At 27.5% G+C, this 24481-nt stretch carries 21 protein-coding genes and 1 riboswitch; of the genes, 15 read left to right on the top strand and 6 right to left on the bottom strand.

The features are described from left to right. Positions 1–634 precede the first annotated feature (634 nt). The 5 genes from IR151_RS14455 (at position 635) to IR151_RS14475 (ending at position 4459) form a co-directional block, all read left to right on the top strand. Complete coding sequence (locus IR151_RS14455; RefSeq protein WP_227435631.1) at positions 635–1630, top strand: ATP-binding cassette domain-containing protein; 996 nt, start codon at positions 635–637, stop codon at positions 1628–1630. Continuing rightward, on the top strand, positions 1617–2471 hold the full coding sequence (locus IR151_RS14460) for an ABC transporter permease (RefSeq protein WP_227435633.1): 855 nt from the start codon (positions 1617–1619) through the stop codon (positions 2469–2471). The genes IR151_RS14455 and IR151_RS14460 overlap by 14 nt, the downstream gene beginning before the upstream one ends. Next, on the top strand, positions 2455–3261 hold the full coding sequence (locus IR151_RS14465) for an ABC-2 family transporter protein (protein ID WP_227435635.1): 807 nt from the start codon (positions 2455–2457) through the stop codon (positions 3259–3261). The genes IR151_RS14460 and IR151_RS14465 overlap by 17 nt, the downstream gene beginning before the upstream one ends. A 28-nt stretch (positions 3262–3289) precedes the next feature. Then, on the top strand, positions 3290–3829 hold the full coding sequence (locus IR151_RS14470; protein ID WP_227435638.1) for a CDP-alcohol phosphatidyltransferase family protein: 540 nt from the start codon (positions 3290–3292) through the stop codon (positions 3827–3829). A gap of 165 nt (positions 3830–3994) precedes the next feature. Continuing rightward, on the top strand, positions 3995–4459 hold the full coding sequence (locus tag IR151_RS14475) for a hypothetical protein (protein ID WP_227435640.1): 465 nt from the start codon (positions 3995–3997) through the stop codon (positions 4457–4459). A gap of 155 nt (positions 4460–4614) precedes the next feature. Here the strand turns inward: IR151_RS14475 and IR151_RS14480 are convergent, their stop codons facing one another. Together IR151_RS14480 and IR151_RS14485 are read right to left on the bottom strand one after the other, a co-directional pair. After that, positions 4615–5754: a macrolide family glycosyltransferase gene (locus IR151_RS14480; protein ID WP_227435642.1), complete on the bottom strand. Its 1140-nt coding sequence runs from the start codon at positions 5752–5754 to the stop codon at positions 4615–4617. Positions 5755–5880: 126 nt separating this feature from the next. After that, entirely contained in the window at positions 5881–6096 is a 216-nt protein-coding gene (locus IR151_RS14485) for a TetR/AcrR family transcriptional regulator (RefSeq protein ID WP_227435644.1), read from the bottom strand. 354 nt (positions 6097–6450) lie between these two features. Between IR151_RS14485 and IR151_RS14490 the strand changes: the two genes are divergently transcribed. The 3 genes from IR151_RS14490 (at position 6451) to IR151_RS14500 (ending at position 9030) form a co-directional block, all read left to right on the top strand. Then, positions 6451–7101, top strand: a complete 651-nt coding sequence (locus IR151_RS14490; RefSeq protein WP_227435647.1) for a PadR family transcriptional regulator — start codon at positions 6451–6453, stop codon at positions 7099–7101. Position 7102: 1 nt separating this feature from the next. Next, positions 7103–8053 carry an SDR family NAD(P)-dependent oxidoreductase gene (locus IR151_RS14495; RefSeq protein ID WP_227435656.1) on the top strand — a complete coding sequence of 317 codons (951 nt, stop codon included), beginning with the start codon at positions 7103–7105 and terminating at the stop codon, positions 8051–8053. Positions 8054–8316: 263 nt separating this feature from the next. Beyond that, positions 8317–9030 (top strand): response regulator transcription factor, encoded by a 714-nt coding sequence (locus IR151_RS14500; protein WP_227435659.1) that lies wholly within the window; start codon positions 8317–8319, stop codon positions 9028–9030. A 75-nt stretch (positions 9031–9105) separates the two neighbouring features. On the opposite strand, the gene IR151_RS14505 is transcribed toward IR151_RS14500, so the two are convergent. Together IR151_RS14505 and mgtA are read right to left on the bottom strand one after the other, a co-directional pair. Further along, positions 9106–10635 carry an ABC-F family ATP-binding cassette domain-containing protein gene (locus tag IR151_RS14505; protein WP_227435661.1) on the bottom strand — a complete coding sequence of 510 codons (1530 nt, stop codon included), beginning with the start codon at positions 10633–10635 and terminating at the stop codon, positions 9106–9108. Between the two features lie 653 nt (positions 10636–11288). After that, positions 11289–13979, bottom strand: coding sequence for a magnesium-translocating P-type ATPase (mgtA, locus tag IR151_RS14510; RefSeq protein WP_227435664.1), 2691 nt, complete (start codon positions 13977–13979; stop codon positions 11289–11291). Positions 13980–14339: 360 nt separating this feature from the next. Next, a riboswitch (M-box (ykoK) riboswitch) is annotated at positions 14340–14498 on the bottom strand. Positions 14499–14908: 410 nt separating this feature from the next. Between mgtA and IR151_RS14515 the strand changes: the two genes are divergently transcribed. The 3 genes from IR151_RS14515 to IR151_RS14525 all read left to right on the top strand — a co-directional run bounded on the left by IR151_RS14515 (position 14909) and on the right by IR151_RS14525 (position 19270). Further along, positions 14909–17788 (top strand): EAL domain-containing protein, encoded by a 2880-nt coding sequence (locus IR151_RS14515; RefSeq protein WP_227435666.1) that lies wholly within the window; start codon positions 14909–14911, stop codon positions 17786–17788. 379 nt (positions 17789–18167) lie between these two features. Next, the gene (locus IR151_RS14520; protein WP_413927173.1) at positions 18168–18614 is read left to right on the top strand and encodes an Lrp/AsnC family transcriptional regulator; all 447 of its coding nucleotides are present in this window, start codon (positions 18168–18170) and stop codon (positions 18612–18614) included. A gap of 71 nt (positions 18615–18685) precedes the next feature. Next, positions 18686–19270 carry a DJ-1/PfpI family protein gene (locus tag IR151_RS14525; RefSeq protein WP_227435668.1) on the top strand — a complete coding sequence of 195 codons (585 nt, stop codon included), beginning with the start codon at positions 18686–18688 and terminating at the stop codon, positions 19268–19270. Positions 19271–19274: 4 nt separating this feature from the next. Here the strand turns inward: IR151_RS14525 and IR151_RS14530 are convergent, their stop codons facing one another. Next, positions 19275–19598, bottom strand: a complete 324-nt coding sequence (locus IR151_RS14530) for a winged helix-turn-helix transcriptional regulator (RefSeq protein ID WP_227435669.1) — start codon at positions 19596–19598, stop codon at positions 19275–19277. Between the two features lie 154 nt (positions 19599–19752). On the opposite strand from IR151_RS14530, the gene IR151_RS14535 reads away from it, so the two are divergent. Further along, entirely contained in the window at positions 19753–20271 is a 519-nt protein-coding gene (locus tag IR151_RS14535; protein WP_227435671.1) for a nitroreductase family protein, read from the top strand. Between the two features lie 223 nt (positions 20272–20494). Here IR151_RS14535 and IR151_RS14540 read toward each other — a convergent pair whose 3' ends face one another. Continuing rightward, a complete protein-coding gene (locus tag IR151_RS14540) occupies positions 20495–21163 on the bottom strand; it encodes a phenylalanine--tRNA ligase beta subunit-related protein (RefSeq protein ID WP_227435673.1) in 669 nt (222 codons plus the stop codon). A gap of 114 nt (positions 21164–21277) precedes the next feature. Here IR151_RS14540 and IR151_RS14545 point away from each other — a divergent pair, with 114 nt between their 5' ends. The 3 genes from IR151_RS14545 to IR151_RS14555 all read left to right on the top strand — a co-directional run bounded on the left by IR151_RS14545 (position 21278) and on the right by IR151_RS14555 (position 24446). Next, positions 21278–22684: a PLP-dependent aminotransferase family protein gene (locus tag IR151_RS14545; protein WP_227435676.1), complete on the top strand. Its 1407-nt coding sequence runs from the start codon at positions 21278–21280 to the stop codon at positions 22682–22684. A gap of 168 nt (positions 22685–22852) precedes the next feature. Further along, complete coding sequence (locus IR151_RS14550; RefSeq protein WP_227435679.1) at positions 22853–23596, top strand: ABC transporter ATP-binding protein; 744 nt, start codon at positions 22853–22855, stop codon at positions 23594–23596. After that, complete coding sequence (locus IR151_RS14555; protein WP_227435682.1) at positions 23589–24446, top strand: ABC transporter permease; 858 nt, start codon at positions 23589–23591, stop codon at positions 24444–24446. Before IR151_RS14550 ends, IR151_RS14555 begins: the two co-directional genes overlap by 8 nt. Positions 24447–24481: the final 35 nt, after the last annotated feature.

Here is a 24481-nt window from a genome sequence, read left to right on the forward strand (position 1 = left end):
GAATTAAAAAAATTGCATCTGATTTGTACAATAGTGTACTTTATAAGAAGAAGCATAGGGTAATCATCTCTAATGTAAATAATGTATTTTTAAATTTTGATTAAAGCAATTAATGAAATTTAATTTCAATTGTAAAGAAATAAAATAAATTTAAATATATGAGCATCTTAAATTATACTTGAATATAAAAAAATTTTATGGTAAAATATCAGCAATAATATTAGTAAAGGAGTGTCTTGCTTGATGTCGGAGTTATATATAATGGTAACCAACAAGTAAATAGTTGGAGACGCATAGGTATTCTGTTTAATCAGAATTTTTAAGTGTATTTTTGATACATTTAATTGTTGTGTCTTGTTCTGCCTTTATAGATAACTAACATATGACAACAAATAATAATATTATTATATATTACTTTGTTAAATTGTGGTGTAGTGGGCTTTAATCTGCTACACCTTTATTAATTTTCCATAGTGTTATTTTAAATATAATTATGTTGAAATAGAAAAGATTAAATTTTCTAGTCCACAGGAGTTTTCTGTTTTTGTGTAGGTAAATAATACCACATAAAAAGGCAGATATGAATACCTGTGGACTTTTTTTGTAGAAAATACAAGATATGGAGGCAATAAAAATGAGTATTATTGAACTTAATGAACTGACTAAATCTTATAGGAGGTTTGAGAAAGAACCAGGATTTATGGGAAGTATAAAATCTTTATTTAATAGAAAATATACAGAAAAAACAGCTATATCATCCCTTAATTTAAAAATAGAGGAAGGAGAATTTGTTGGATTAATAGGTAAAAATGGAGCTGGAAAAACAACTCTTGTCAAGATGATGACTGGAATTATTGCTCCATCTTCTGGAAAAATCTCTGTCATGGGTTATTATCCAAATAAGTTAGAAAATAACTTTAAAAAACAATATGCTGTTGTTATGGGGCAAAAAAGTCAGCTATTTTTTGAATTGACGCCAGCAGATACATTTCTTTTATTTAAAGAGTTATATGATATATCTGATGAAGAGTATAAAAAGAATTTGGATTATTTTATAGAGTTGTTTGAAGTATCTGATTATATAAATGTTCAAGTTAGAACACTTTCTTTAGGAGAAAGAATGAAAATGGAGCTTATTGTAGCACTTCTTCATAATCCTAAAATTTTATTTTTAGATGAACCAACAATAGGTCTAGATGCAGTGGCACAAAAACAAATTAGGTATTTTCTGAAAGAAGTAAATAAGAAAAAAGGTACTACAATAATGCTTACCTCTCATTATATGGAGGATATAAAGAGCCTTTGTAGTCGAAGTATTGTCATAGAAAATAGTCATAAAATATATGATGGCTCTACAGATGAATTATTTAATCATTTTCAAAAATATAAGAAAATAACAGTTAGCTTCACTGATGAAACTAAAATTTTATTTCCAAAAGACTATAAGATTATTGAGCAAACAAAACATAAAACATCAGTAATTGTACCAAAAGAAAAAGGTAATGAAACTGTTAAATGGATTTTTGATAAGTATGATGTTGAGGATGTAACAATTGAAGAAGAAGATATAGGGAATGTTGTAGAACGAATATACAAAGAAGGATGTGAAGAGTATTATGAACAACTATAATGAAGCATATTCAAGACAATCATTGTTTTATAGATTTAAACAAAATATAAGAAAGTACTATGAAATAGCTAAAATTAATTTCAAAGTACAACTTATTTGGAGGTTTGATGTAGTAGTTAACATGATGTTTACTATTATAAAAATTTTATTTGCTTATATTTTGTGGAAGGCAATTTTTGGTGAAAATGACATAGTTTCTGGCTTTACATTTAATTCAATGTTGTCTTATTATATAATAAGTTCATTTTTATCAGGTATTGATATGTCAAGAAGTACAAGTGAGGAGATATGCAATCGTGTAAAGTTGGGTACATTTTCAAAATACATGATTATTCCGATTGGTGCACAAAATTATTTTTTTGCTAAAAATTTTGGAATGACCTTTTTTTACTTAGTATTTAATATGATTTCTGCTTTTGTATGGATTTTTATATTTAAAATAGATTTTGCTTTTACATCAAATCCAATACAAATTTTAATTTCAATTTTGATGATTTTCTTAGGGCTTATTTTTATGATGCAGCTTCATTTCTTTATTGGAATTTTATCATTTAAATTTCTAGAGATTGGTTTTTTTAGAATGATAATCGATAATATAACTGAATTTGTTACAGGAACAATGATACCGCTTGTTCTTTTGCCAGAAGTTGTAGTAAATGTTATGAAATTGTTTCCATTTTATTACACAACCTATTTACCATCTATGTTATTAATAGGTAGAAATAGTAATGATGCAGTACAAGGACTGATTATTATAGCATTATGGGTTTTATTCTTCTTTATAGTAAATAAAATTGTCTATAAGAAGATGAGAACACTATTTGATGGAGTGGGGATATAATGAAAAAAAATTTAAAATAATATTTATGTTACTAAAAATGAAATTATCGAAAATGATGGTGTTTAGATTTGATTTTTTTGGAGCATTTTTTGTAGATAGTTCATTATTTATATTACAATTGTTAATGTTTAATGGCATTTACTCTCATGTAGATTCAATAGGAGGTTGGCAGCGTGGAGAGATGATAATATTTATAGGAACTTTTTCATTAATAAATGCTATAAATATGACCATTTTCTGTTTTGGAATTTATGATATTCCACGCAAAATTCAAGAAGGAGAATTAGATTATTATATTACAAAGCCAATAGACCCATTGTTTAGATTGACATTTGAGAATGTTAATATCGGTTCATCACCTTTAATTTTGGCAAGTATACTTATAGTTGTATATGGAGTATCTGGATTAAATTCAGAAATAACTTTTGCTATGGTACTGGCATATACATGTATGGTGTTATTGATGACATTGCTTTTTTATGATGTGTGTATTATATTTCGGACAATTCCATTTTTTGTTATATCATCCTCTGCTATAATGAGATTGGAAGATAATTTACTACCAATGAATATGAAAATTCCAGGTATAATTTATGAAGGTATTTTTAAGCTACTATTTTATTTGATTTTACCATATGGAATTATGTCAACAATCCCAACTCAAATTTTGTCTGGGACATTAACAATAAAAGGATTAATCTACTCAATTAGTATTGTATTTGTATTTACAGTATTTATGTGGAGGTTTTGGAAATTAGGACTGAAACATTATAAAAGTGCAAGTAGTTAATAAATTTTCAGTTTAGAGGTGACAAGGAATGAAAAATATAGCAAATATTATTACTATACTTAGAATCATTTTATCAATAGCTTTGCTCAAAATAGATATGTTTTCTTCTTTATTTTTTACAGTCTATATTATGTGTGGAGTAAGTGATTTTCTTGATGGATATATAGCTAGAAAAATGAATATAGAAAGTAAGCTTGGCTCAAGGCTTGATAGTATGGCTGATATATGTTTAGTAATATCAATGTTTATTATTATGCTTCCAGTGATAAATATTTCAAAATATATAGTATTATGGATATTAATAATTGTCCTTGTTCGAATTACATCAATAATTATAGTGATTCGTAAATACAACACATTTGCTATATTACATACATATGGAAATAAATTATCTGGTTTTATGTTATTCTGTTTACCTTTAGTTTATAATATTATGAATACAAATTTACTTGCAAGTATAGTTTGTGTTGTAGCAAGTATCTCAGCCACTGAAGAAGTAATAATACATATATTATCTAAAGAGTTAAAAATAGATATTAGTAGTATTATAGAAGTACTTATTTCATAAACCTGTTTCATATGATACTAGACAATAGAAACTAAAATTTATGTAAGTATTGATTAAAAGATGAAAAATAATTAGATTAAAGATTAAGGTATTATACTTATCATATATGATATTATAATAGCAAGATATATTAAAACTCTATTTAAATAATTATATATAATTTTTATGGGATTATATACGATTGTAGATACTATATTTGTATCTAGATTTGTAGATACAAATGCTTTATCTGCAATTAATCTTGTCTGTCCTATTATTAATATTATTGTTGGACTTGGAACCAGGCTTGCTACTGGAGGAAGTGCTATTGTAGCTTGCAAGATGGGGAATGGATATGGATGGAGCAAAGAAAATTTTTACTTTGATTATATTATCTGTAGCTATAATTGGAATACTAATTACCAGTATAGGTTTACATCATCTATGTTTACAGCATTATCTAATGGAAAGATATCTGCAATATTATCTTTTTTACGTACATTTGGTTTTATAACTATAGGTTTATTGACATTACCAAATATCTTGAATATAGATGGAATATGGTTAGCAGTGCCAATTGCTGAGTTTTTAACCTTATTTTTAACAGTTAGTTTTATATATAGATATAAGAATAAGTATAACTATATATAAATACAATAATAAATATAATTAATATATATCTTTTTCGACTGTACATCATTTAGCCCATAAGTAACGATTTTTCATTTATTTATGGGCTTTTATTGTATTCTTTCCTTTGGATTCATTCCTTAACTGACAAGTTTGTTCCTAACAACAGTACGATTTTAATGTTCTTTTACCATTTTGTTATCCATATACTGAATAATCAAATCAGCACCAAATTCATTACCACCTGCATTTCTAATTTCTTTTTGCATAAGCAATATACTTTGAGCTATAGTCGAATCATTAAGAACAGCTAAGGTAGAATTTTTAAGAATGTCACTTGTAATGTGTTTGTGAGAAATCTTTTTTCCTAAGTTTAAGCGTTCAATTTGCTGTGCGTTAGTTGGTTGGTCACTTATAAACGGAATAACCACCATAGGAACGCCAAAATAAAGAGACTCCATAACACTATTTAAGCCACCATGAGTTATAAAAACACTTGCTTTTTCTAATATTTCAAGCTGTGGTACAAAAGGGAAAATATAAAAATTATTTGGTATCTTACCTAAATCTGATATATTTATTGAATTACCAACAGATATAATGACAGTTACATTTTCATCTTTAAAAGCATTGATACATTTTTTGTAAAATGACATTGCTTTATTTACAATTGTACCTAGAGAAATATAGACCAAATTATTTTTTGATTTTGGCAATATAAATTCATTTTTTTTATTACGTTGATAAATAGAGGTACCCAGAAACTTAAATTTATTTTCTGAAAAATCTTCTGCATATGGTTGGAATTTTTTTACAGTATATACAAGATTAAGTTCTGGAGGATTTTCAGTAATCTCTTTTAACCAAGAATCAGTCTTTAATTTAATTCCCTTTGACACTTTTTTAGTCCATCTACGACATACCCATTCAAAACGAAATACACTTAACACGCCACCCGAATTAATAAATTCTTTCATCAAAACTTTATTAGTAGCTGGTGCAGTAATAATCCTAATAACAGGTTTATTGAATCTCTCTGCTATATGTTTTCCTAGAAAGAAAAAATGCTCATAAATAATTAAATCGAATTCATGTGCTACCTTTATAGAGGCTTGATAGACATTTTTTATTTGAATAGAAAGTTTTTCGTTATCTTCATAATAAAGGAAATCAGCTCCCACTTCTAAGACTTTATCTTTCCATTCTTCAGTTAGTAAGTATGTTACAGAATTACCTCTATTCACTAATTTTTCCACTAACCCAAGGGTAGGGTATACGTGTCCAGAAAAAGGTAAATTTATAAATAAAATTTTCATAATCAAACCTCCTTAAAATGTTTTTATTATATATTCACTTTGTAAATATAAGAGGTGGAACTTTTAACGTTCTACCTAAAAATTCAGAAATAACTGTATGCTGTTTATTTTTATTGGACCTTATTATTAACTAATTTGTAAAATAGTGAAATGCTCTAATGATTTGTAAAATAGCTCTTGCTTAGAGCTAAAATAATGATAAAACATTCCAACTTCTCCATTAACCTTATTTAATATCATGCTAACAGAGATGATTTCATACCCATACTTTAAAAATAATTGAATAGCAGAATCTAGTATTTCTTCTCTTTTTCCTCCTTCTAAAGCAGATTTTCTTGCCATAAAATTAGCATCTTATTCAAATAAACAGAATATTGTTCTGTTTATATTTTATAATACGATTTAGATAAAGTCAATTATAAACAGAATATTGTTCTTATAATATAAAATATTAAAGCTTACACATGTGGAAGTATGATACAAATCTTTAATTATTTATCTTAAAATATTCTAGGTGTTATCATTAAGACTATTACTGTTTTCTTATTAAAGCTATAAAATCTATATAAAATTAATTTTCTAGAGTTCTTAAAAGATTATTACTGCGATTTTAAAGGTGTTACTTTGACTTTTTTAGTGATTGATTTTATCTATTAGAAATGTTACTATTAGTAATATAAAAGGAGAGTAAATAAAATGGACAAAATTATTTTAGGATTACTTATGCTTAAGAAGCTGACAATTTATGAACTGAGAAGTGTCATAGAAATGAATTTCACTTCGATGTGTAGCAACAGTATGGGAAGTATTCAAGCGGCAATAAAAAAGTTGCTTGAAAAGAAGATGATAGTGTATGAAGAGTTTGTTGAAAATAGTGTCAATAAGAAATTTTATTCATTAACGGATGCAGGAAAAGCATGTTTTTTAGAATGGGTAGAGACGTCTATGGTTGCAGGTAAAGTGAAGGATATGGAATTAAGTAAATTATTTTTTATGGGATTTGTTCCAACGCAAAAAAGATTGTCACTAATTCAATCTTATATTGTTGACCTCAAAAAGGAAAGAGAGCAGTTGGAGAATATCAAAATACAAGACATCAATGTTGCAAAATTACAGTATATTACCTATCTAGAAGAAAACCAAGAACAGTTTAATCACTTTTTACAAGATACTGAACATTCCAACATACAAAGAGATATTCAAGATATAATTGATTTTGAGTTATTGACCTTAAAGTTTGGAATTGACAGGACAAATTTTGAAATAGCATGGTTTGAAAATTTAAAGAAGAAATTAATTAATGAGTGGCCAAACAATAGTCAGAATCAAGGAAAAGGGGGTAGCTAACATGAAAGGAACTGTAATAATAACTGGAGCTAATTCAGGGATAGGAAAGGCAGCAGCATTTAAGTTTGCATCAGAGGGTTATAGGATTATAATGGCATGTCGTAATATTCAGATTAGTGAACCCGTGTGTCACGAAATTATAGCTAAAACTAAAAATATTAATGTGGATTTGCTTCAACTAGATATTTCATCGAGACAATCAATTTATAGTTTTTGTGAGACCTATAAAAAAAAATACAATGTATTGGATATCTTAATCCATAATGCTGGACATTTTAAACATGGAGAAAAAAATTTTCAACGAAGTATTGATGGTATAGAATTAACATTTGCTACCAATCTATTTGGGCCAGTTCTTATGACCAATTTATTATTGGATATGCTTGCTAAATCAAAAAATCCTAAAATTCTAAATGTATGTAGTACAAATATAAAGCATTTTTTTGATGAAAGAAGAAAAATTAATTTTGGAGTTTTAAGTGGTGAAACTGTAGAAGATAAAGAATATAATTCTTATAAAATTTATGGAGATTCTAAAATAGCTTTACTTATGGTTACAAGTATGATGAAACAAGAATACAAGCCTTATAATATAAGTGTAAATGCAATTATGGTTCCAGCAACAAAAATGAGTAAAGAAACAATTAAGAAATTTAATTCGTATTGGAAAGTACTTGCATTTTTACAAAACATTATTATACCAAAATCAGAAATTATTGGAGAGGCTTACTTTTCGATTTGCACCTCTAATGTTTATACAGGTATGACTGGAAAACTAATAAATCACCAAGGAAAGATTGTTGAAATGGCTAATGACTCAATATCATTTATAAAAAGCATTACAAGCACAGATGTTTATCCACCTTATGTCAATAACAAAGAGACAATAGAGAAAGTATGGACTATATGTAAACAATATGTTGAAAATGCTAAATGTAATTTGCTAGCATAACACATATAATTCATAAGGTTATTATAGCAACAACATAATCTTATTAATATTTCTAAAAGGATGGAATATTCTTGATAATTCTGTTCAAATTTTATTTAATTGTTTGAATTAATATGAGAAAGATTACAATTAGCTATAATTTAATTTATAATTGATATGTACTTGATTTTGTTTAATTATTTGAATATACTTTAAGCAGAACGCATAGAGTTAGAGGGTTAGTAGATAAAAGACAATAACTCTTTATTAGGAGTGATTTTACTATGGAAACATACTTTGATAAGAAAATATTACTTGTTGATGATGAAAAAGATATAATAAATTTAATTGAGGAAGTATTGATAAAGGATGGCTTTAAAAATATTGTTAAAGCTTATAATGGCTTAGATGCGATTTCTTTGTGTAAGATAGAATGTCCAGATGTTGTTATTCTCGACATAATGTTACCTGATGTAGATGGCATAGAAGTGTGCAAAAAAATTAGAGAGTTTTCATATTGTTCAATTCTCTTTCTTTCATCAAAAGATGATGATATTGACAAAATACTTGGTCTTAGTAGTGGAGGAGATGATTATATAACAAAGCCATTTAGTCCAAGAGAAGTTGTTTTTAGAGTCAAAGCTCAGTTGCGTAGACAACAATATCAAAGTGTTGTATCATCAGAAAATTCAATAATTAGGTTAGGTAATATTACAGTTGATACAGAAGGATGCCGTGTGTATAAAGATGAAAATGAAATTGAGTTAACAGGTAGAGAATATCAACTTTTAAGTTATATGGCTCAAAATTTAAATAAAATTATAGGAAAAGAAAGTCTTTATGAACAGGTATGGGGTGTATATAGTAGTATATGCGACAATACAATTATGGTACATATAAGACATCTAAGAGAAAAGATTGAAGATAATCCTTCAAATCCTAAAATACTTATAACAGTCAAAGGGCTTGGATATAAGCTTGTGAATAGAGTTGATTAGGATGAATTTTAGTGATTGTTTTTTAGGCACTCATTTATGAGTGCCTATTAATATGCTTATACTTTAGTAAAATATTTACGATTTCAAATTAAATACCTTGTCAATCCAACCTTTATAAAACTTTTCTTCGTGAGAAACTAAAATAATACTTCCCCTAAATTGTTTCAAAGCATTTTGTAAAGCATCTTTTGTTTCTGCATCAAAGTGGTTAGTTGGTTCATCTAAAATCAAGAAATTACAAGGTGACAACATCACACAACATAATTTAACCTTAGACTGTTCACCACCACTTAGTGTGGAAACACTTCTTGAAACATGTTCTTCTTTTACACCACACTTGGCTAAAGAGCGTCTGATTTCCTTTGTGCTTAATTTTGGATATATATCTGCCATTATTTGAAGTGGTGTTTTAATAGGATTTTCCCATTTTAAATCCTGCTCATAATAACCAATTTTTATCTGGTCTGAAAAGAGGAAGCTTCCAGAAATACAAGGGATATCTTTAACCAATGTTTTTAACAAAGTGGATTTACCAATTCCATTAAATCCAGTTATAACTACTTTTTGACCTGCATTAACAGAAAAATTTAATTTTGGTAGTAATGGATAATAGTATCCAACTTCAAGATTAGTTACTGTGAGTGCGTTTTGCACAGATATTTCAATTTCTGCAAATTGGATACATGGTTTTCCTGTAAAGTTAGGAGGAGCTATTTTTTCTATTCTATCCAATTGTTTTTGTCTTCCTCTTGCAATTTTTGAATTTACACCAGCCTTATTTTTACGTATAAATGTTTCTTCTTTTTCTATTTTCTTTTGTTGCGCTTGATATTTTCTAATATAATCCTCTCTTAAGTGTGATTTTTGTTTAAGAAATTCTGAGTATTTTCCATGATACTTTTTAATCATTCCAAATTCTATATCGAGAATACCTGTGGAAATTTTTTCTAGAAAGTCGAAATCATGGGAGACTACAATAAATGCACCTCTAAATGTATTTAGATAATTGGCAAGCCATTCAACATGCTCTTTGTCTAAAAAATTTGTTGGTTCATCTAATAATAAAACTTCATAATTAGAAAGTAGTAATTTTGCCATAATTACTTTTGCTCTTTGACCTCCACTAAGTTCCCCAATAATACGATTCATTCCTATTGAATCTAGTCCAAGACCATTTGCTACCTTATTTATTTCATTGTCTATAGAGTAGAAATCATTTGCTATTAATTGCTCTTGATAAGTTGATGCCTTAATAAGTTGTTGCTCATTTCCAGATATAGAACTTTCTTGATATAGCAAATTCATTTCTTTCTCTATTTTATAGAGGTCTTCAAATGCAGTGTGTAAATACAATGATATTGTTGTATCTCTATTAATATCTGCATATTGGTCCAAATGACCTATTTTGATATTAGGTTGCCACTTAATCTCTCCTGTATCTGGGATAACTTCTCCTAATAAAATTTTAATTAAGGTGCTTTTACCTACACCATTTTGGCCGACCACACCTATATGTTCGCCTTTAAATAAATCAAAGTCAGCTTTTTCGTACAGTGATTTATCCATAAAACATTGTGATAAATTATTTACTTTTAATAAACTCATAATTCAAACTCCTTTTTTACTATAAAAATTTTATGAAAATAAAAAAGCAGAGGAATAGCATTATAAAATGCCGACCTCTGCTTTTGGAAAAACAAAAGGCCATAGATAAGCATTGCTATCTATGGCCATAAAATCTATATATCTATCGGCAAATAGGTAAATTTAAATAAGCATAGCTAAAAAACTACACTAAACCTATATTTGCCGATGAAGATAGAAGCTTTAAGCTTCCAGATTAACCTCTACACAACGCTTCATCATATACATTTGTGTAGAGTTAAGTTTTCTAACAAGTTTAACTAATTTTATATAAATCATAATTATTCACATCCTAATCTCAATATTAATTCTAATTCATTTATATTTAAATTGTACTATTGTACTTTTGATTTTTTTATTTAATTTAATACATATATCACTAATTATAGCTTAAATCATGTTATCATAATACTTAATTATAGTCAATATAAAAGATATTTTTACACAAGAACTTTTATAATACAATAAGTTTAAGTTATATTATAAAAATAAAGGATATAAATTAATTAAAATAAAATAGAAGCTACTTACAAGATTTTAAAAAAGTAAATAGCTTCTTTTATTTGAATATATTTTAAAATATTTATATATTATATATTATATAAATATTTAAATTATAGCAATTCTCCATATTTTTTTATAAAGATTTTTTTTATCATAGTTACCAATACCATATAAGATAAGATAGTAAAAATTAACCCTATAAAATAGATATTTGGTAGTGGAATCATACCAATAGCATTTCCAAATGATGTATAAGGTATAATAGTTCCAATTGTAATTCCTATTGTTGTTAAGAGCGTTAGTCTCCATGAAGCTCTACTTTTAACAAATGGAATGTGTGGAGTTCTTATCATATGAATAACCAATGTTTGAGACCATAAAGATTCTACAAACCATCCTGTATGAAATAGAGATATAAAACCAAGTTGACTTGTAGTATCTAAGCTATGAAAACTTCCGCCAAATACTCTTGGACATATGAAAAAATACATTAATATATATGTTGTAATATCAAATATTGAACTAGTTGGACCAATCCAAGTCATAAATTTACTTATAGATGATGAGTCCCATTTTCTTGGGATTTTTAGATAATCATCATCTACATTATCCCATGGAATAGTTATACATGAGATATCATAGATTAAGTTTAGCACTAAAATTTGAATTGGTAACATTGGTAAAAATGGTAGAAATGCACTTGCTATTAATACAGAAAACATATTGCCAAAATTAGAACTTGCTGTCACCTTTATATACTTTATAATATTTGCATATGTTTTTCTTCCTTCAATAACACCTTCTTCTAATACAATAAGGTCTTTTTCAAGCAGTATAATATTTGCACATTCCTTAGCAATATCAACAGCTGTATCAACAGATATTCCAACATCAGATTCTTTCATAGCAGCAGCATCATTTATACCATCACCCATAAAACCAACCGTATGACCATTTCTACGAAGAGATGCGACTATACGAGATTTTTGCTCTGGAGAAAGTTTTGCAAATATACTTGTACATTTCACCATTTCATCAAGTTTAGTATCACTCATGTCTTCTATATCTGAACCAAGTAGGATATTTTTAACTTTAATGCCTACTTGTTTACAAATACATTTTGTTACTGCATCATTATCACCAGTTAGGACTTTTACATCAACTCCATTTTCAAGTAATGCTTTTATAGCATTAGCTGTACTTTTTTTTGGAGGGTCTAAAAATGCAAGATAACCTATTAAAACCATGTTACTTTCGTCAGAAACTGAAAAAGAATCTATAGGTGAAGGGTTGTTTTTTTGGGCAATGCCTAAAACTCTCATCCCATCATCATTATACTTAGAAACAGTTGTAAGAATTTCCTTACGTATTTCATTAGTGATTAACTGAATATCACCTTTATATTCAACATGAGTACAAATTGATAGCATTTCTTCAATAGCACCTTTTGTAATAAGCTGAGTTTTTCCTAGTTTATTTTTAACAACTACACTCATTCTTCTTCTATTGAAATCGAATGGGATTTCATCAATTTTTGTGTAGTTTTTCCAAAGTTCTTGCATACCATTTTCATTTGCATGGTTGATAATAGCTATATCCATAAGGTTCTTAAGACCTGTTTGATGGTAACTATTTAAAAATGCATGACGAAGAACTCGTCTATCTTCCTTGCCATGAATATCAAGAGAATATTCTAAGATTACTTTATCTTGAGTCAAAGTTCCTGTTTTGTCAGTGCAAAGTATATCCATAGCACCAAAGTTTTGGATAGAACTTAAGTTTTTAACAATAACCTTTTTCTTTGACATAGCAACTGCTCCTTTTGCAAGGTTTGCAGATACTAACATTGGTAACATTTCTGGTGTAAGTCCAACTGCTACTGAAAGTGCAAACAAAAATGCTTCTGTCCAATCACCTTTTGTAAAGCCATTTACAAAGAGAACAATTGGAACCATGACAAACATAAATCTTATAAGTAACCATGAAACTGAATTAACACCCTTTTCAAAACTTGTTATAGTTTTTTTATTTGTTATTTGTTGAGCAATAGAACCAAATATAGTACAATCACCTACTGCAATGACAATAGCTATAGCTGAGCCACTGATTACATTACTACCCATAAATGCAAGGTTGTCTAAATCAAGAACATTATTTGAAGTACTTTTTTTAGTATTATAAAACTTTTCTATTGGTTCACTTTCTCCTGTAATAGAAGACTGACTAACAAATAAATCTTTAGACTGTAATATACGTACATCAGCTGGAACCATATCACCAGCAGCAAGATGGATAATATCTCCAACTACAACTTCTCTTAGTGGTATTTCCACTAATTCTTTAGAATTACGCATAACTGATATAGTAGTATTTACCATTTCACTTAGAGCTTGAGCTGCTTTTCCAGAGCGAGATTCTTGAATAAATTGCAATAGGCCACTTATAGTTACCATTGTTAAGACGATAATAACTGTAGTTGCATTTTTATCATCAGGTTTTGCTAAAATAACATCTGTAATAAAGGAAATTATAGCTAAAGTAAGAAGTACAATAGTAAAGGGATTTATAAAAGATTTTATAAGTTTTTTTATAAAAGAATCACCTTTTTTTTGAGTGATTTCATTTTTGCCGTACTTATCTTGCATTTTATTAACCATTTTTTCACAATAGCCATTATAAGAATTTTCATATTCGTTTAATAAAATACAGGCGCTCATTGTAGCTGAATCAATTAAACGTTCCTTTGAAGTTGAACTAGATGAAGTTCTTGTAATAAATTTTTTATTTAATTTTTTTATCATGTCTAAATCCTCCTTAATAATTATCTGTTTTGTACAGAAAAAAGGAAGTAAAGACATAAGCCTGTGACGAAAACACATCGCTTATTTTATATTTATTAAAAACAGGTAGAAGAAATAAGACGTACAAAATAGTACATGTATTCTTCAAATAAGTGACTACTTCGCCCGACAGGGCTTATGCTACTACTACTTCCTACGTCCATTTTCTCCACCTCCTAAATTCAAAATATATAAACCTATAATAGACAAATAGGTATTAAAAAATCCCTTGTCAAAGCAAGAACAATGACAAGGGATTTAAATCCATATAAAAATAACCAAGGTATAAAAACCTAAGTATATTTATAAAACAGTACAAACTGTTTCATTCATCGTTCAAGCTTTAACTTCATAGGGCGATGAAATTGCGTTAGATTATGCCTTGGAATCGACATAAACTGTTGACCTTCTCATAGTGTCTCCACTATTTTGCGGCAGCAACCCGTATCCCTATGGTAGCCTCACCTACCGAAATATTTAATTTCTCTAAAATTGTAAGCTATAAAAAAATATTTGTCAATAGCTTGAAAAAAACTAAGTACAGTTAATATTTTCTATTACTTGCTATAAATTACATATTTTTCCCTAGCAGAATATATTCATAAAATATTGCGACTTATAAAATCAAAGGTGTAGTATTGTTGAACTTTTAATGGTATGCTAAGATATTTATATAATTATAATAAATAAAAATATATAATTACTATATAAAGTTATACTTTTAGAGTAATCACTAAAAATATATGTTTATTTATTCTTAGATAAACATATATTTTTTTAAGTATTAAGTATAATGATAAGTTTATGTATGATATAAATCTAAGTAATGTATTATTAGAATGATTATAAATAATTTGAGGGAAGGTTTTATATGAGGGGGGATAAAGTTTGTGTCAATTAAGAGACTGATTTTCATCGTATTTTTAATTAATTGTATGATATTTATGTGTTTTCCAATACAATCACTTGCAAAGACAGAAAAACGTGTTATAAAAGTAGGTTTTTTTGATTTTGAAGGATATCATGATTATGATAAAAATGGAAATAGAAATGGGTATGGATATGAATATCTTCATGAGATTGCAAAGTATACTGGCTGGACATATGAGTATGTATCTGGTACATGGGAAGAGTGTCAAACTATGTTAGAAAATGGACAGATTGATTTACTTACTTCTGCACAATATACAAAAGAACGTGCTGAGAAATTTGATTTTTCAGAGGTACCTATGGGAAGTAGTTATGCACGACTTACAGTAAAAAGTGGAAATTCAAAGTATACACCAAATGATTATAAAAATTTTAATGGAATAAAGGTTGGACTACTTTATGGAAATAGTAGAAATGAACATTTAAAGAAATTTGCAAATGAAAAAGGATTTAATTACACATTTAAATATTTTAAAAATCAGGAAGAATTGGAAAATGAACTAAAAAATGGAAAAGTAGATGCTATATTAACTAGTAGTTTGAGAAAAGTCAAAAATGAAAGCGTAATTGCGCAATTTGCTCCATCCCCATTTTATTGTATTGTAAAAAAAGGTAACACTGAACTGTTACAAGATGTAAATGAAGCTTTAGAAGATATTGAGATGGACAATCCAGCATATAAGTTTAATTTATATAGTAAGTACTATCAGTCTAGTAATAAAGATACATTTATTCTTTCCAGGGAAGAAAGCAATTACTTAAAAAGAAATAATCATATACGTGTAGTAAGTATGCCAAACTCATATCCATTATCATATTTAGATACAGGTAGACTTAAAGGTATTGTACCAGATATATTTGATTTAATTGTAAAAGAGCTTGGATTAAGTATAGATTATGTAAAAGCTAATTCATATAAAGAATCGATTGATATGGTAAAAGAGGGAAAGGCAGATGTTATATGTTTTTTTAATTCAGATTATGGGTGGTCAGAGCAGAATGGAATTAAGATTACATCTCCTTATATGACATTGAACTATAGCATTATAACTAAAAATTATAAAAATACCAAAATTGATAATATAGCTGTTGCTGAGAGCGATACATTCAATGATGAGTATATCAAAGAACACTATAAAGGTAGCAATATTCAAAGATATAAATCTGAAGAAAAAGCTATAAATGCAGTAAAAAGTGGAGATGCAGATGCAGCATTTGTAAATACATATTCTGCTGAAGACTATATACAAAAAGATTATAATAATTTAAAAGCAATTCTAGTTAATGATTATAAAACTAATATATCTTTAGGTGTTGGAAAAAATATAAATCCAACATTATATTCCATTTTGGATAAGAGAATAAATGCACTTAATAAAGATGAGTATTCAGAAATTATTGCAAAGCATACAATTTTTCAAGACTATAAAATTAGTTTATCACAGTATATTCATCAGCATCCAGTTCAAACAGTTTTAATTTCTTTTTGTTTCTTTTTAGTTATAATAGCAGTACTTTCTTATGTTATTGCAATCAACAAAAGACATTCCAATCATATTTTTGATTTGGCATTTAAAGATGTAGAGAATGGAGTTTGGAATTACAATGGATTTGAAGATCAAGCACCACGAATTCTAGAAAAGCATAGAGAAAAATTTTATACAGTAATTGCTTTTGATATATCTAAGTTTGCTATCATAAATGAAAATTATGGTAGAGATTCTGGAGATATGATTATAAAAGAAGTTGCATCAGTTTTGAATAGAGTTATTGGAGACAGGGCATTAATAGCTCATGTAAAAGCAGACCATTTCCTTTTACTCCTACCCTATGATTTAAAAGAAGATTTGGAATTAACTCTTATTGATATAAGTAAAAGTATTTCATACTTTGAAGTTAAGGGGATTGGCATTAAAGTAAAGGCAAACTTTGGAGTATATATTATCAAAGAGCAAGACATTGTTATTACAAAGGCTATTGATTATGCTGAAATTGCTAGAAGAAAAGCAAAAAGAAGTAATTCATCTATTATATATTTTGATGAATCTCTTAGAGAAAGTCTTAACAAAGAAAAAGAGATTGTTGATAGGATAGATTATGCATTAGAACATAATGAATTTCAGATTTATTATCAACCTAAGTTTGATATGAGAACAAATAACATTATTGGTGCAGAAGCACTTGTTAGGTGGAATCATAAAGAACTTGGATTTATGAATCCAGGAGAATTTATACCTATACTTGAAAAGAGTGGTGGAATTATAGATGTTGATTTTTTTGTGTTAGAAGAAGTATGTAAATTGACAAGATTTTGGATAAGTTCTGGATTTAAACCCATTTCAATCTCTGTAAATCAATCAAGAGTACATTTTCAGAAAAAAGATTATATAAATAGATTACAAAGTTTGCTTGCTAAATATGATATACCTAAAAGCATCATTGAACTTGAGATAACTGAAAGTCTATTTGAAAATGATAGTATATCAAATGATATGATAAATGAGATTAAGGAACTTGGTTTTTTAATTTCTGTTGACGATTTTGGTTCTGGATATTCTTCATTACATCTTCTTAATCAAGTTTCTGTAGATATTCTTAAAATAGATAAATCTCTCTTAGATAATTCTGAAGGAAAAGGTAAGGTAGGTAAGATTATTAGTAAAGTAGTTGAGATGGCAAATGACTTGGGATTAGAGGTGATTTGTGAGGGTGTTGAGAGGATAGAACAAGCAGAATTTTTAATGAGTATTGATTGTTACTATGCACAAGGTTATTTGTATGCAAAGCCTATGCCAAAAGATACATTTCTTAAAGAAGTAGATAAATTTAAAGGTATGTAAAAGGATACATATAATATATGTATATAGAGAAATACATATATTATTAATACTAAGTAATGATTGTAATTTTATAAATATATAAATTATAATCATTACTTTTTTTATAAAATAAAAAAGTTTGTTACTATAAAATAATAATTCGAAGAGTATTAGCTTTACACTTAGAAAAATTTAGTTGATATACAATAAAAATACTAATTTTAATTTAGTTTAAATATTTTAAGTGTGTCATGTATGTTGTATTTAATTAGTTTAAAAATTTAATGATAAATACTATATTTCATTAAATTTTATTGAAATAATTTAAATTATTTACTTATTTTAAATTATTAGATAAAATCATATTAAATAATTAAGGAGGTGAATAGACATAGACGAGATAGATTTAAAAATAATTAATTCTCTAAAAAAGAACAGTAGAGCCTCAACTTCTGAAATAAGTAGACAAGTTAATCTATCAATACCAGCAGTTTCAGAGCGTATAAAGAAAATTGAACAGTCAAATATAATTCAAAAGTATACTATTCAAATCAATCGAGAAAAAACAAAGTATAAACTTTTAGCTTTCGTATTTATCAATACAGATTTATCTAAAAGTATAGAAGAGTTTAAGAAGACTATGTTGGAGTATGACACTGTATTAGAATGTCATCACATTTCAGGAGAATATGATTATTTAATAAAAGTATTAGCAGAGGATACAAATGAACTTGAAGAATTTATATCAATAACTTTGAAAAAAATTAGAGGAATCCAGAAAGCTAATACAACCATTGTTTTATCAACAATTAAAGAGGAAATTAATACAATCAAAGATATTTTTTAGATAAGCATATACTAAAATATTGATTATATTAATACCTACTTTCTTACATATTTTTAGGAGGAAAATACAATATGAAAGTTTTAGTTTTTTTAGCAAAAGGTTTTGAAACTATGGAATTTAGTGTATTTGTAGATGTTATGGGATGGGCTAGAAATGATTATGATTACGATATAAATGTAGTAACTGGTGGATTTAAAAAGCAAGTTGTAAGCACATTTAATGTTCCAGTATTAGTTGACAAAACAATAGATGAAATATGTGTAGATGATTATGATGCATTAGCTATTCCTGGAGGATTTGAAGAGTTTGGATTTTATGACGAAGCATATGATATATCTTTTTTAGACTTAATAAGAGAGTTTGATGCAAAAGGGAAGATAATTGCTACTATTTGTGTAGCAGCTTTACCTGTTGGTAAAAGTGGTGTTTTAAAAAATCGTAAAGCTACTACATATCATTTAAAAGATGGTCAAAGACAAAAACAGTTAAGTAAATTTGATGTAAATGTAGTCAATGAGCCAATTGTTGTAGATAGAAACATTATAACTTCATATTGTCCAGAAACCGCACCACATGTAGCTTTTAAGCTTTTAGAAATGTTGACATCTAAGGAACATATGGAAGTTGTAAAATTAGCTATGGGATTTAAATTATAATAAATTAAAGATTATTTAAGTAATCAGAACCCCAATCACACATAACATCTAAAATAGGAATAATGCTTTTTCCAAAATCAGATAATGAATATTCAACTTTTGGAGGTACAACAGGATAAACAACTCTTACAATTAAGCCATCTGTTTCTAATTCACGTAATTGTTGAGTTAGCATTTTAGCAGTTGCTTTAGGTATTAATTTTTTAAGTTCATTAAACCTTAATGTGGTATCTTTAAGATGCCAAAGAATAAGTGTCTTGTATTTACCACCAATCAATGCAAGGGTTGCTTCTATAGGACAACTGTAATTACTTGAACATTTTTTCATTTTTTTAGACCTCTCAATATATTTTGAAGTACCCTTTTTGGTACTATGTTACAAAAAAGTACATTATTGTAATATATAATTATAGTGATAAGATTATAGCATAGGTTAAATAAATCATCAACTTAGCCTAATAAAATGATAGGGGGGGAAATAAATGAATTTTGTTGAAATCGCAAAAAAAAGATATTCTTGTCGTAATTATCAGGATAAAAAGGTTGAAAAAGAAAAGCTTGAGAAAATTTTAGAAGTTGCTAGAGTAGCTCCAACAGGGGGTAATCGTCAGCCTCAAAGATTAATTGTAATACAAGAAAAAGAAGGTCTTAATAAAGTTTCTAAGGCTGCGAATATATATGATGCACCATTAGCAATTATCGTATGTGGGGATAAGGATAAAGTTTGGACAAGACCTTTTGATGGTAAACAACTTACAGATATTGATACAAGTATAGTTACTGATCACATGATGTTACAAGCAACTGAACTTGGATTAGCGAGTGTATGGGTATGCTATTTCAATCCAGATGTAATTAGAGAAGAATTTAATTTGTCAGATAATCTTGAGCCAGTAAATATATTACTAATAGGATACGAAGTTGGAACACCAGAAAGTCCAAATAGACATGATAAAACTCGTCTTCCTTTAAATGAAATTGTTTCTTATGAAACTCTTTAGATATAAAAGTAAACTATCTATATGAGATATATAATGAGTTATTTTTTAAAATAAAGTTTTATAAAAAGTTTATACTTATATAAAATTAATTTTAGTGAAGTATATATCTAGTTGAACAATGATGTATACTTCACTATTTTAATTACTTAGAATACCCACTAATACTTTGAATATCTGCTAAGCTTAAATTTTCATTATATTAACTAAAATACATCGATATTAATTAAAATACATCAATTAAATCAATTTTCGAGTCTGGAAAACCACTTAAAATATAATCCTTTATATCACTTAGGTGGTTATAAATTTGTTTTTTATAAATTCCATCAGGACCATATACAAAGTATAGAATATTTTTAGTTTTTTTTGTAATTTGTGTACGATTATCTGGTCCATTAAGAATACTAGATAGTATACCAAGGTTATCTGATAAAAATAAATCGTCTTTTGTTAGAGTTTGCTTTCTTTCTCCTATACCATAAAAATGTTCATTTTCATTTGCTAAATCTATTTTTAAAGGCAATTCTATCTTATCAAGGTCATGTCCTGCTGTTAGAAGAAGATTTTTTAATTCTGCTAAAAACATTGCTTGAATAGGCAGATTTACATTTGGAATACCTTTTGATTTTAGTAAAAGGGATTCTAATTGAAGTAATACAGGATAAGTTTTTTTAAATTTTTTATAATACTTTATGTAGTTGGAAAGAGGCTCTGTTTTAATTTTTTCTTTGCGATTGTATTCAGGATTTTGTGCAATAATATTTTCAATTTCAGAGTTTTTAAGAAGTAAAAAATTTTCTTCATTAGGTGTTGAATATGTCATATTTACAATCATAACTCCAAATTTAATATTGGGATAAATTTCCTTTGTGTTACTTGATATTTCTAACATAATTTAGACTCCTTTTAATTTTTTGTTTTATGGTATAATCTTAGCAAGTAAAAAATGGATTTTGTAGTTCCATTTTTATAGTAATTTTATAGAACCACTTTTGGAGGTATTAAAATGTGGATTACAATTAATAGAAATAGTGGCATATCATTGTCAAGACAAATTTATTGTGAGATAAAAGACATGATTTTAAGCGGGAGCTTAAATTTTGAACAAAAACTACCTTCATCTAGAACTTTGGCAAAAGAACTTTCTGTATCACGAAATACAGTGTTAGATGCATATAATCAATTAATTGCAGAGGGATATTTGGAAACAAGGCATGGCTATGGCACAACTATAGCCAAAGTAATATTAGACCATCAAATTGACTTTAAGTTAGACTATACTTCTGAAATTAGAGATAGTTTACATGAGTATAAACAAAATAATTATATAGATTTCTGTTCTGGAATTCCAGAATTAAAGCTATTTCCACGCAAAGAATTATCAAAGTTATATAAACAAATACTACATGATTTGTCACACTTAGATTTTAGATATAATAGTACTGCAGGGGTGTGGAAATTAAGAGAAGAAATATCACAATATTTATTTCGTATTAGAGGAATTAGATGTAGTCCACGAAATATTATGATTGTTTCTGGTTCAACACAAGGGCTATCTTTAATATCACAAGTTTTATATAAAAATAATCAAAAAGTTATTGTGGAGGATCCTATCCACAAAGGATTGTTAAAGGTAATTTCTACTGTGGGATATTCAGTTGTTGGGATTCAAGTGGATGATAAAGGTATAAATACTAACCTAATAAAATCTATAAAGGATGTTTCTTTTATATATACAACACCTTCACATCAATATCCATTAGGTGGTATTTTACCAATTCAAAGAAGACTAGAACTTATTAAATATGCAGTAGAGAATAATTGCTATATAGTTGAAGACGATTATGACAGTGAATTTAGATATGAAGGTCAACCAATTAGTTCCCTCTATGAACTTAATCCAAATAAAGTAATTTATATAGGTTCGTTTAGTAAAATACTATCTCCAGCCATTCGTATGGGATTTATGTTGTTACCAGATGATATAATAGATGACTATAAATCCTTAAAAATGTATTCTGATGTTCATACAGAATCTATATCTCAGTATGTTCTAGCTGAATTTATTAAAAATGGAGATTTGGAAAAACATATATTTAAAATGAAGAAGCTATATAATAGAAAGCGTAAATATCTTATTGATATTTTGAATATTGAATTTACAAATGAATTTAAAATAAAGGGGCAAGTAGCTGGGCTTCACATAGTTGTTCATTTTTATAATGTTATTTTTACTGAAAAACTAATCAATCAAATTTATAAAGCAAATATCAGGGTTTATCCTATACAGCAATATGCAATTGAGAATAAAGCAGAATATGACCATGAAGTTGTCCTAGGATATGCTCATCTTAATTTTGATGAAATTGAACAGGGAGTAAGAATGCTTAGAAAAATAATACATACAAATTAAGATGTATTAGGAAAGGTTTTTTACAATATCTTATTTTTAGGTATGTATTTTACTTTAGTTTTTTTACAACTCACATATTCATTTATACTACATACTTCCAGTTGTATTGTGTGGACAAATTACTTATTGTATTCTGAAATCATCAATTAAGGAAGGTAGATGAAATGTATGAATAAGATAATAGAAGTAATTAATTTGCAAAAAAGCTATGATACTTTTAAAGCTGTGAAAGGGATTGATTTTTATGTAGAGGAAGGGAATTTGTTTGCATTACTGGGAGCTAATGGTGCTGGAAAATCTACAACAATTGATATTCTTTGTACGTTATTGAGTTATGATAGCGGAGAAGTGATTATAGATGGGCATAAATTAGGTGTAGAGGATAATAAAATTAAAGAAAAAATTGGAGTAGTATTTCAAGAAAGTATACTAGATTCACTTTTGACAGTAAGAGAGAATCTTACAATTCGTGCAAAATTTTATATCAAGAATAAAGATAAAGTAAGACAAATTGTACATAAAGCTGCTTTATCTGTAGGAGCTATGGAATTTATAGATAGACCATATGGTAAATTGTCTGGAGGTCAAAAGCGTAGGGCTGATATAGCAAGAGCTCTTTTAAATACTCCTAAAATACTGTTTCTAGATGAGCCTACAACAGGGCTTGACCCAGAATCTAGAAAATGTGTATGGGATACTATATTAAAATTACAAAAACAATATGGTTTTTCTATAGTTCTTACAACCCATTATATGGAGGAGGCTTCAAAAGCTGATTATATTGTAATGCTTGACTATGGTGTTATAACAGCAAAAGGTTCACCTCATGAACTAAAATATAAATACAAAGCAAATAATTTAGATGATGTATTTTTGAATATAGTTAGAAATAGAGGTGAAAAAAATGTTTAATATAGCACAAAGAAATATAATGATTTTTTTAAGAAATAAAAGAGGAGTATTTTCATCTTTTTTAGGTGCAATAATTGTAATCGGCATCTATGTTATTTTTTTAGGAGAAAATTTAAAGGAAGGTTATCCAAATATTAAAGATATAGACATATTAATGAATAGTTGGGCAATGGCAGGAATTATTTCTGTTGTTTCTGTAACTACAACAATGGGTTCTTTTGGAGTTACAGTATTGGATAAGGAGTTAAAAAGAAACAAAGATTTTTATTGTTCACCTGTTAAAACAAGAGAGCTGGTAGGAGGATATATTTTAAGTTCATATTTAATTGGTGTAATTATGAGTATATTTACATTTATACTTGCAGAGATATATATTGTATCAAGTGGGGGACAATTTTTACCTATGCTTTCTATTATAAAGGTTATTGGTGTAATTTTATTAACCGTTTTATCATCTAGTGCAATGATATTTTTTATTGTAAATTTGTTAAATAGCATAGATACATTTTCAACTGCTTCTACGATTATAGGTACTCTTATTGGATTCTTGACAGGAATTTATATACCTATTGGAAGCTTACCTCAAGCAGTGCAAACCCTTATAAAGTTATTTCCAATTTCACATGGGACTGTATTGCTTAGACAAATTATTACGGAGTCTCCATCAAAAGTAACATTTGTGGATTCAACAAATGCATTAACTGAATTTAATGAGCATATGGGAGTAACATTTGGTGGTATTGGAAGTTTGTCTGAAAATTCAATTCATATTATGTTTCTAGTTATTTCTGCAATAGTATTTTATTTTGTTACTATACTTATGGTATCAAGAAAAAAAGCTAGAAATTAATAGTAGGAAAATATACTATAGTCTTTTTATAGAAA

The organism is Clostridioides sp. ES-S-0006-03 (assembly GCF_020662275.1).
In the GTDB taxonomy this organism is placed as follows: Bacteria; Bacillota; Clostridia; order Peptostreptococcales; family Peptostreptococcaceae; genus Clostridioides.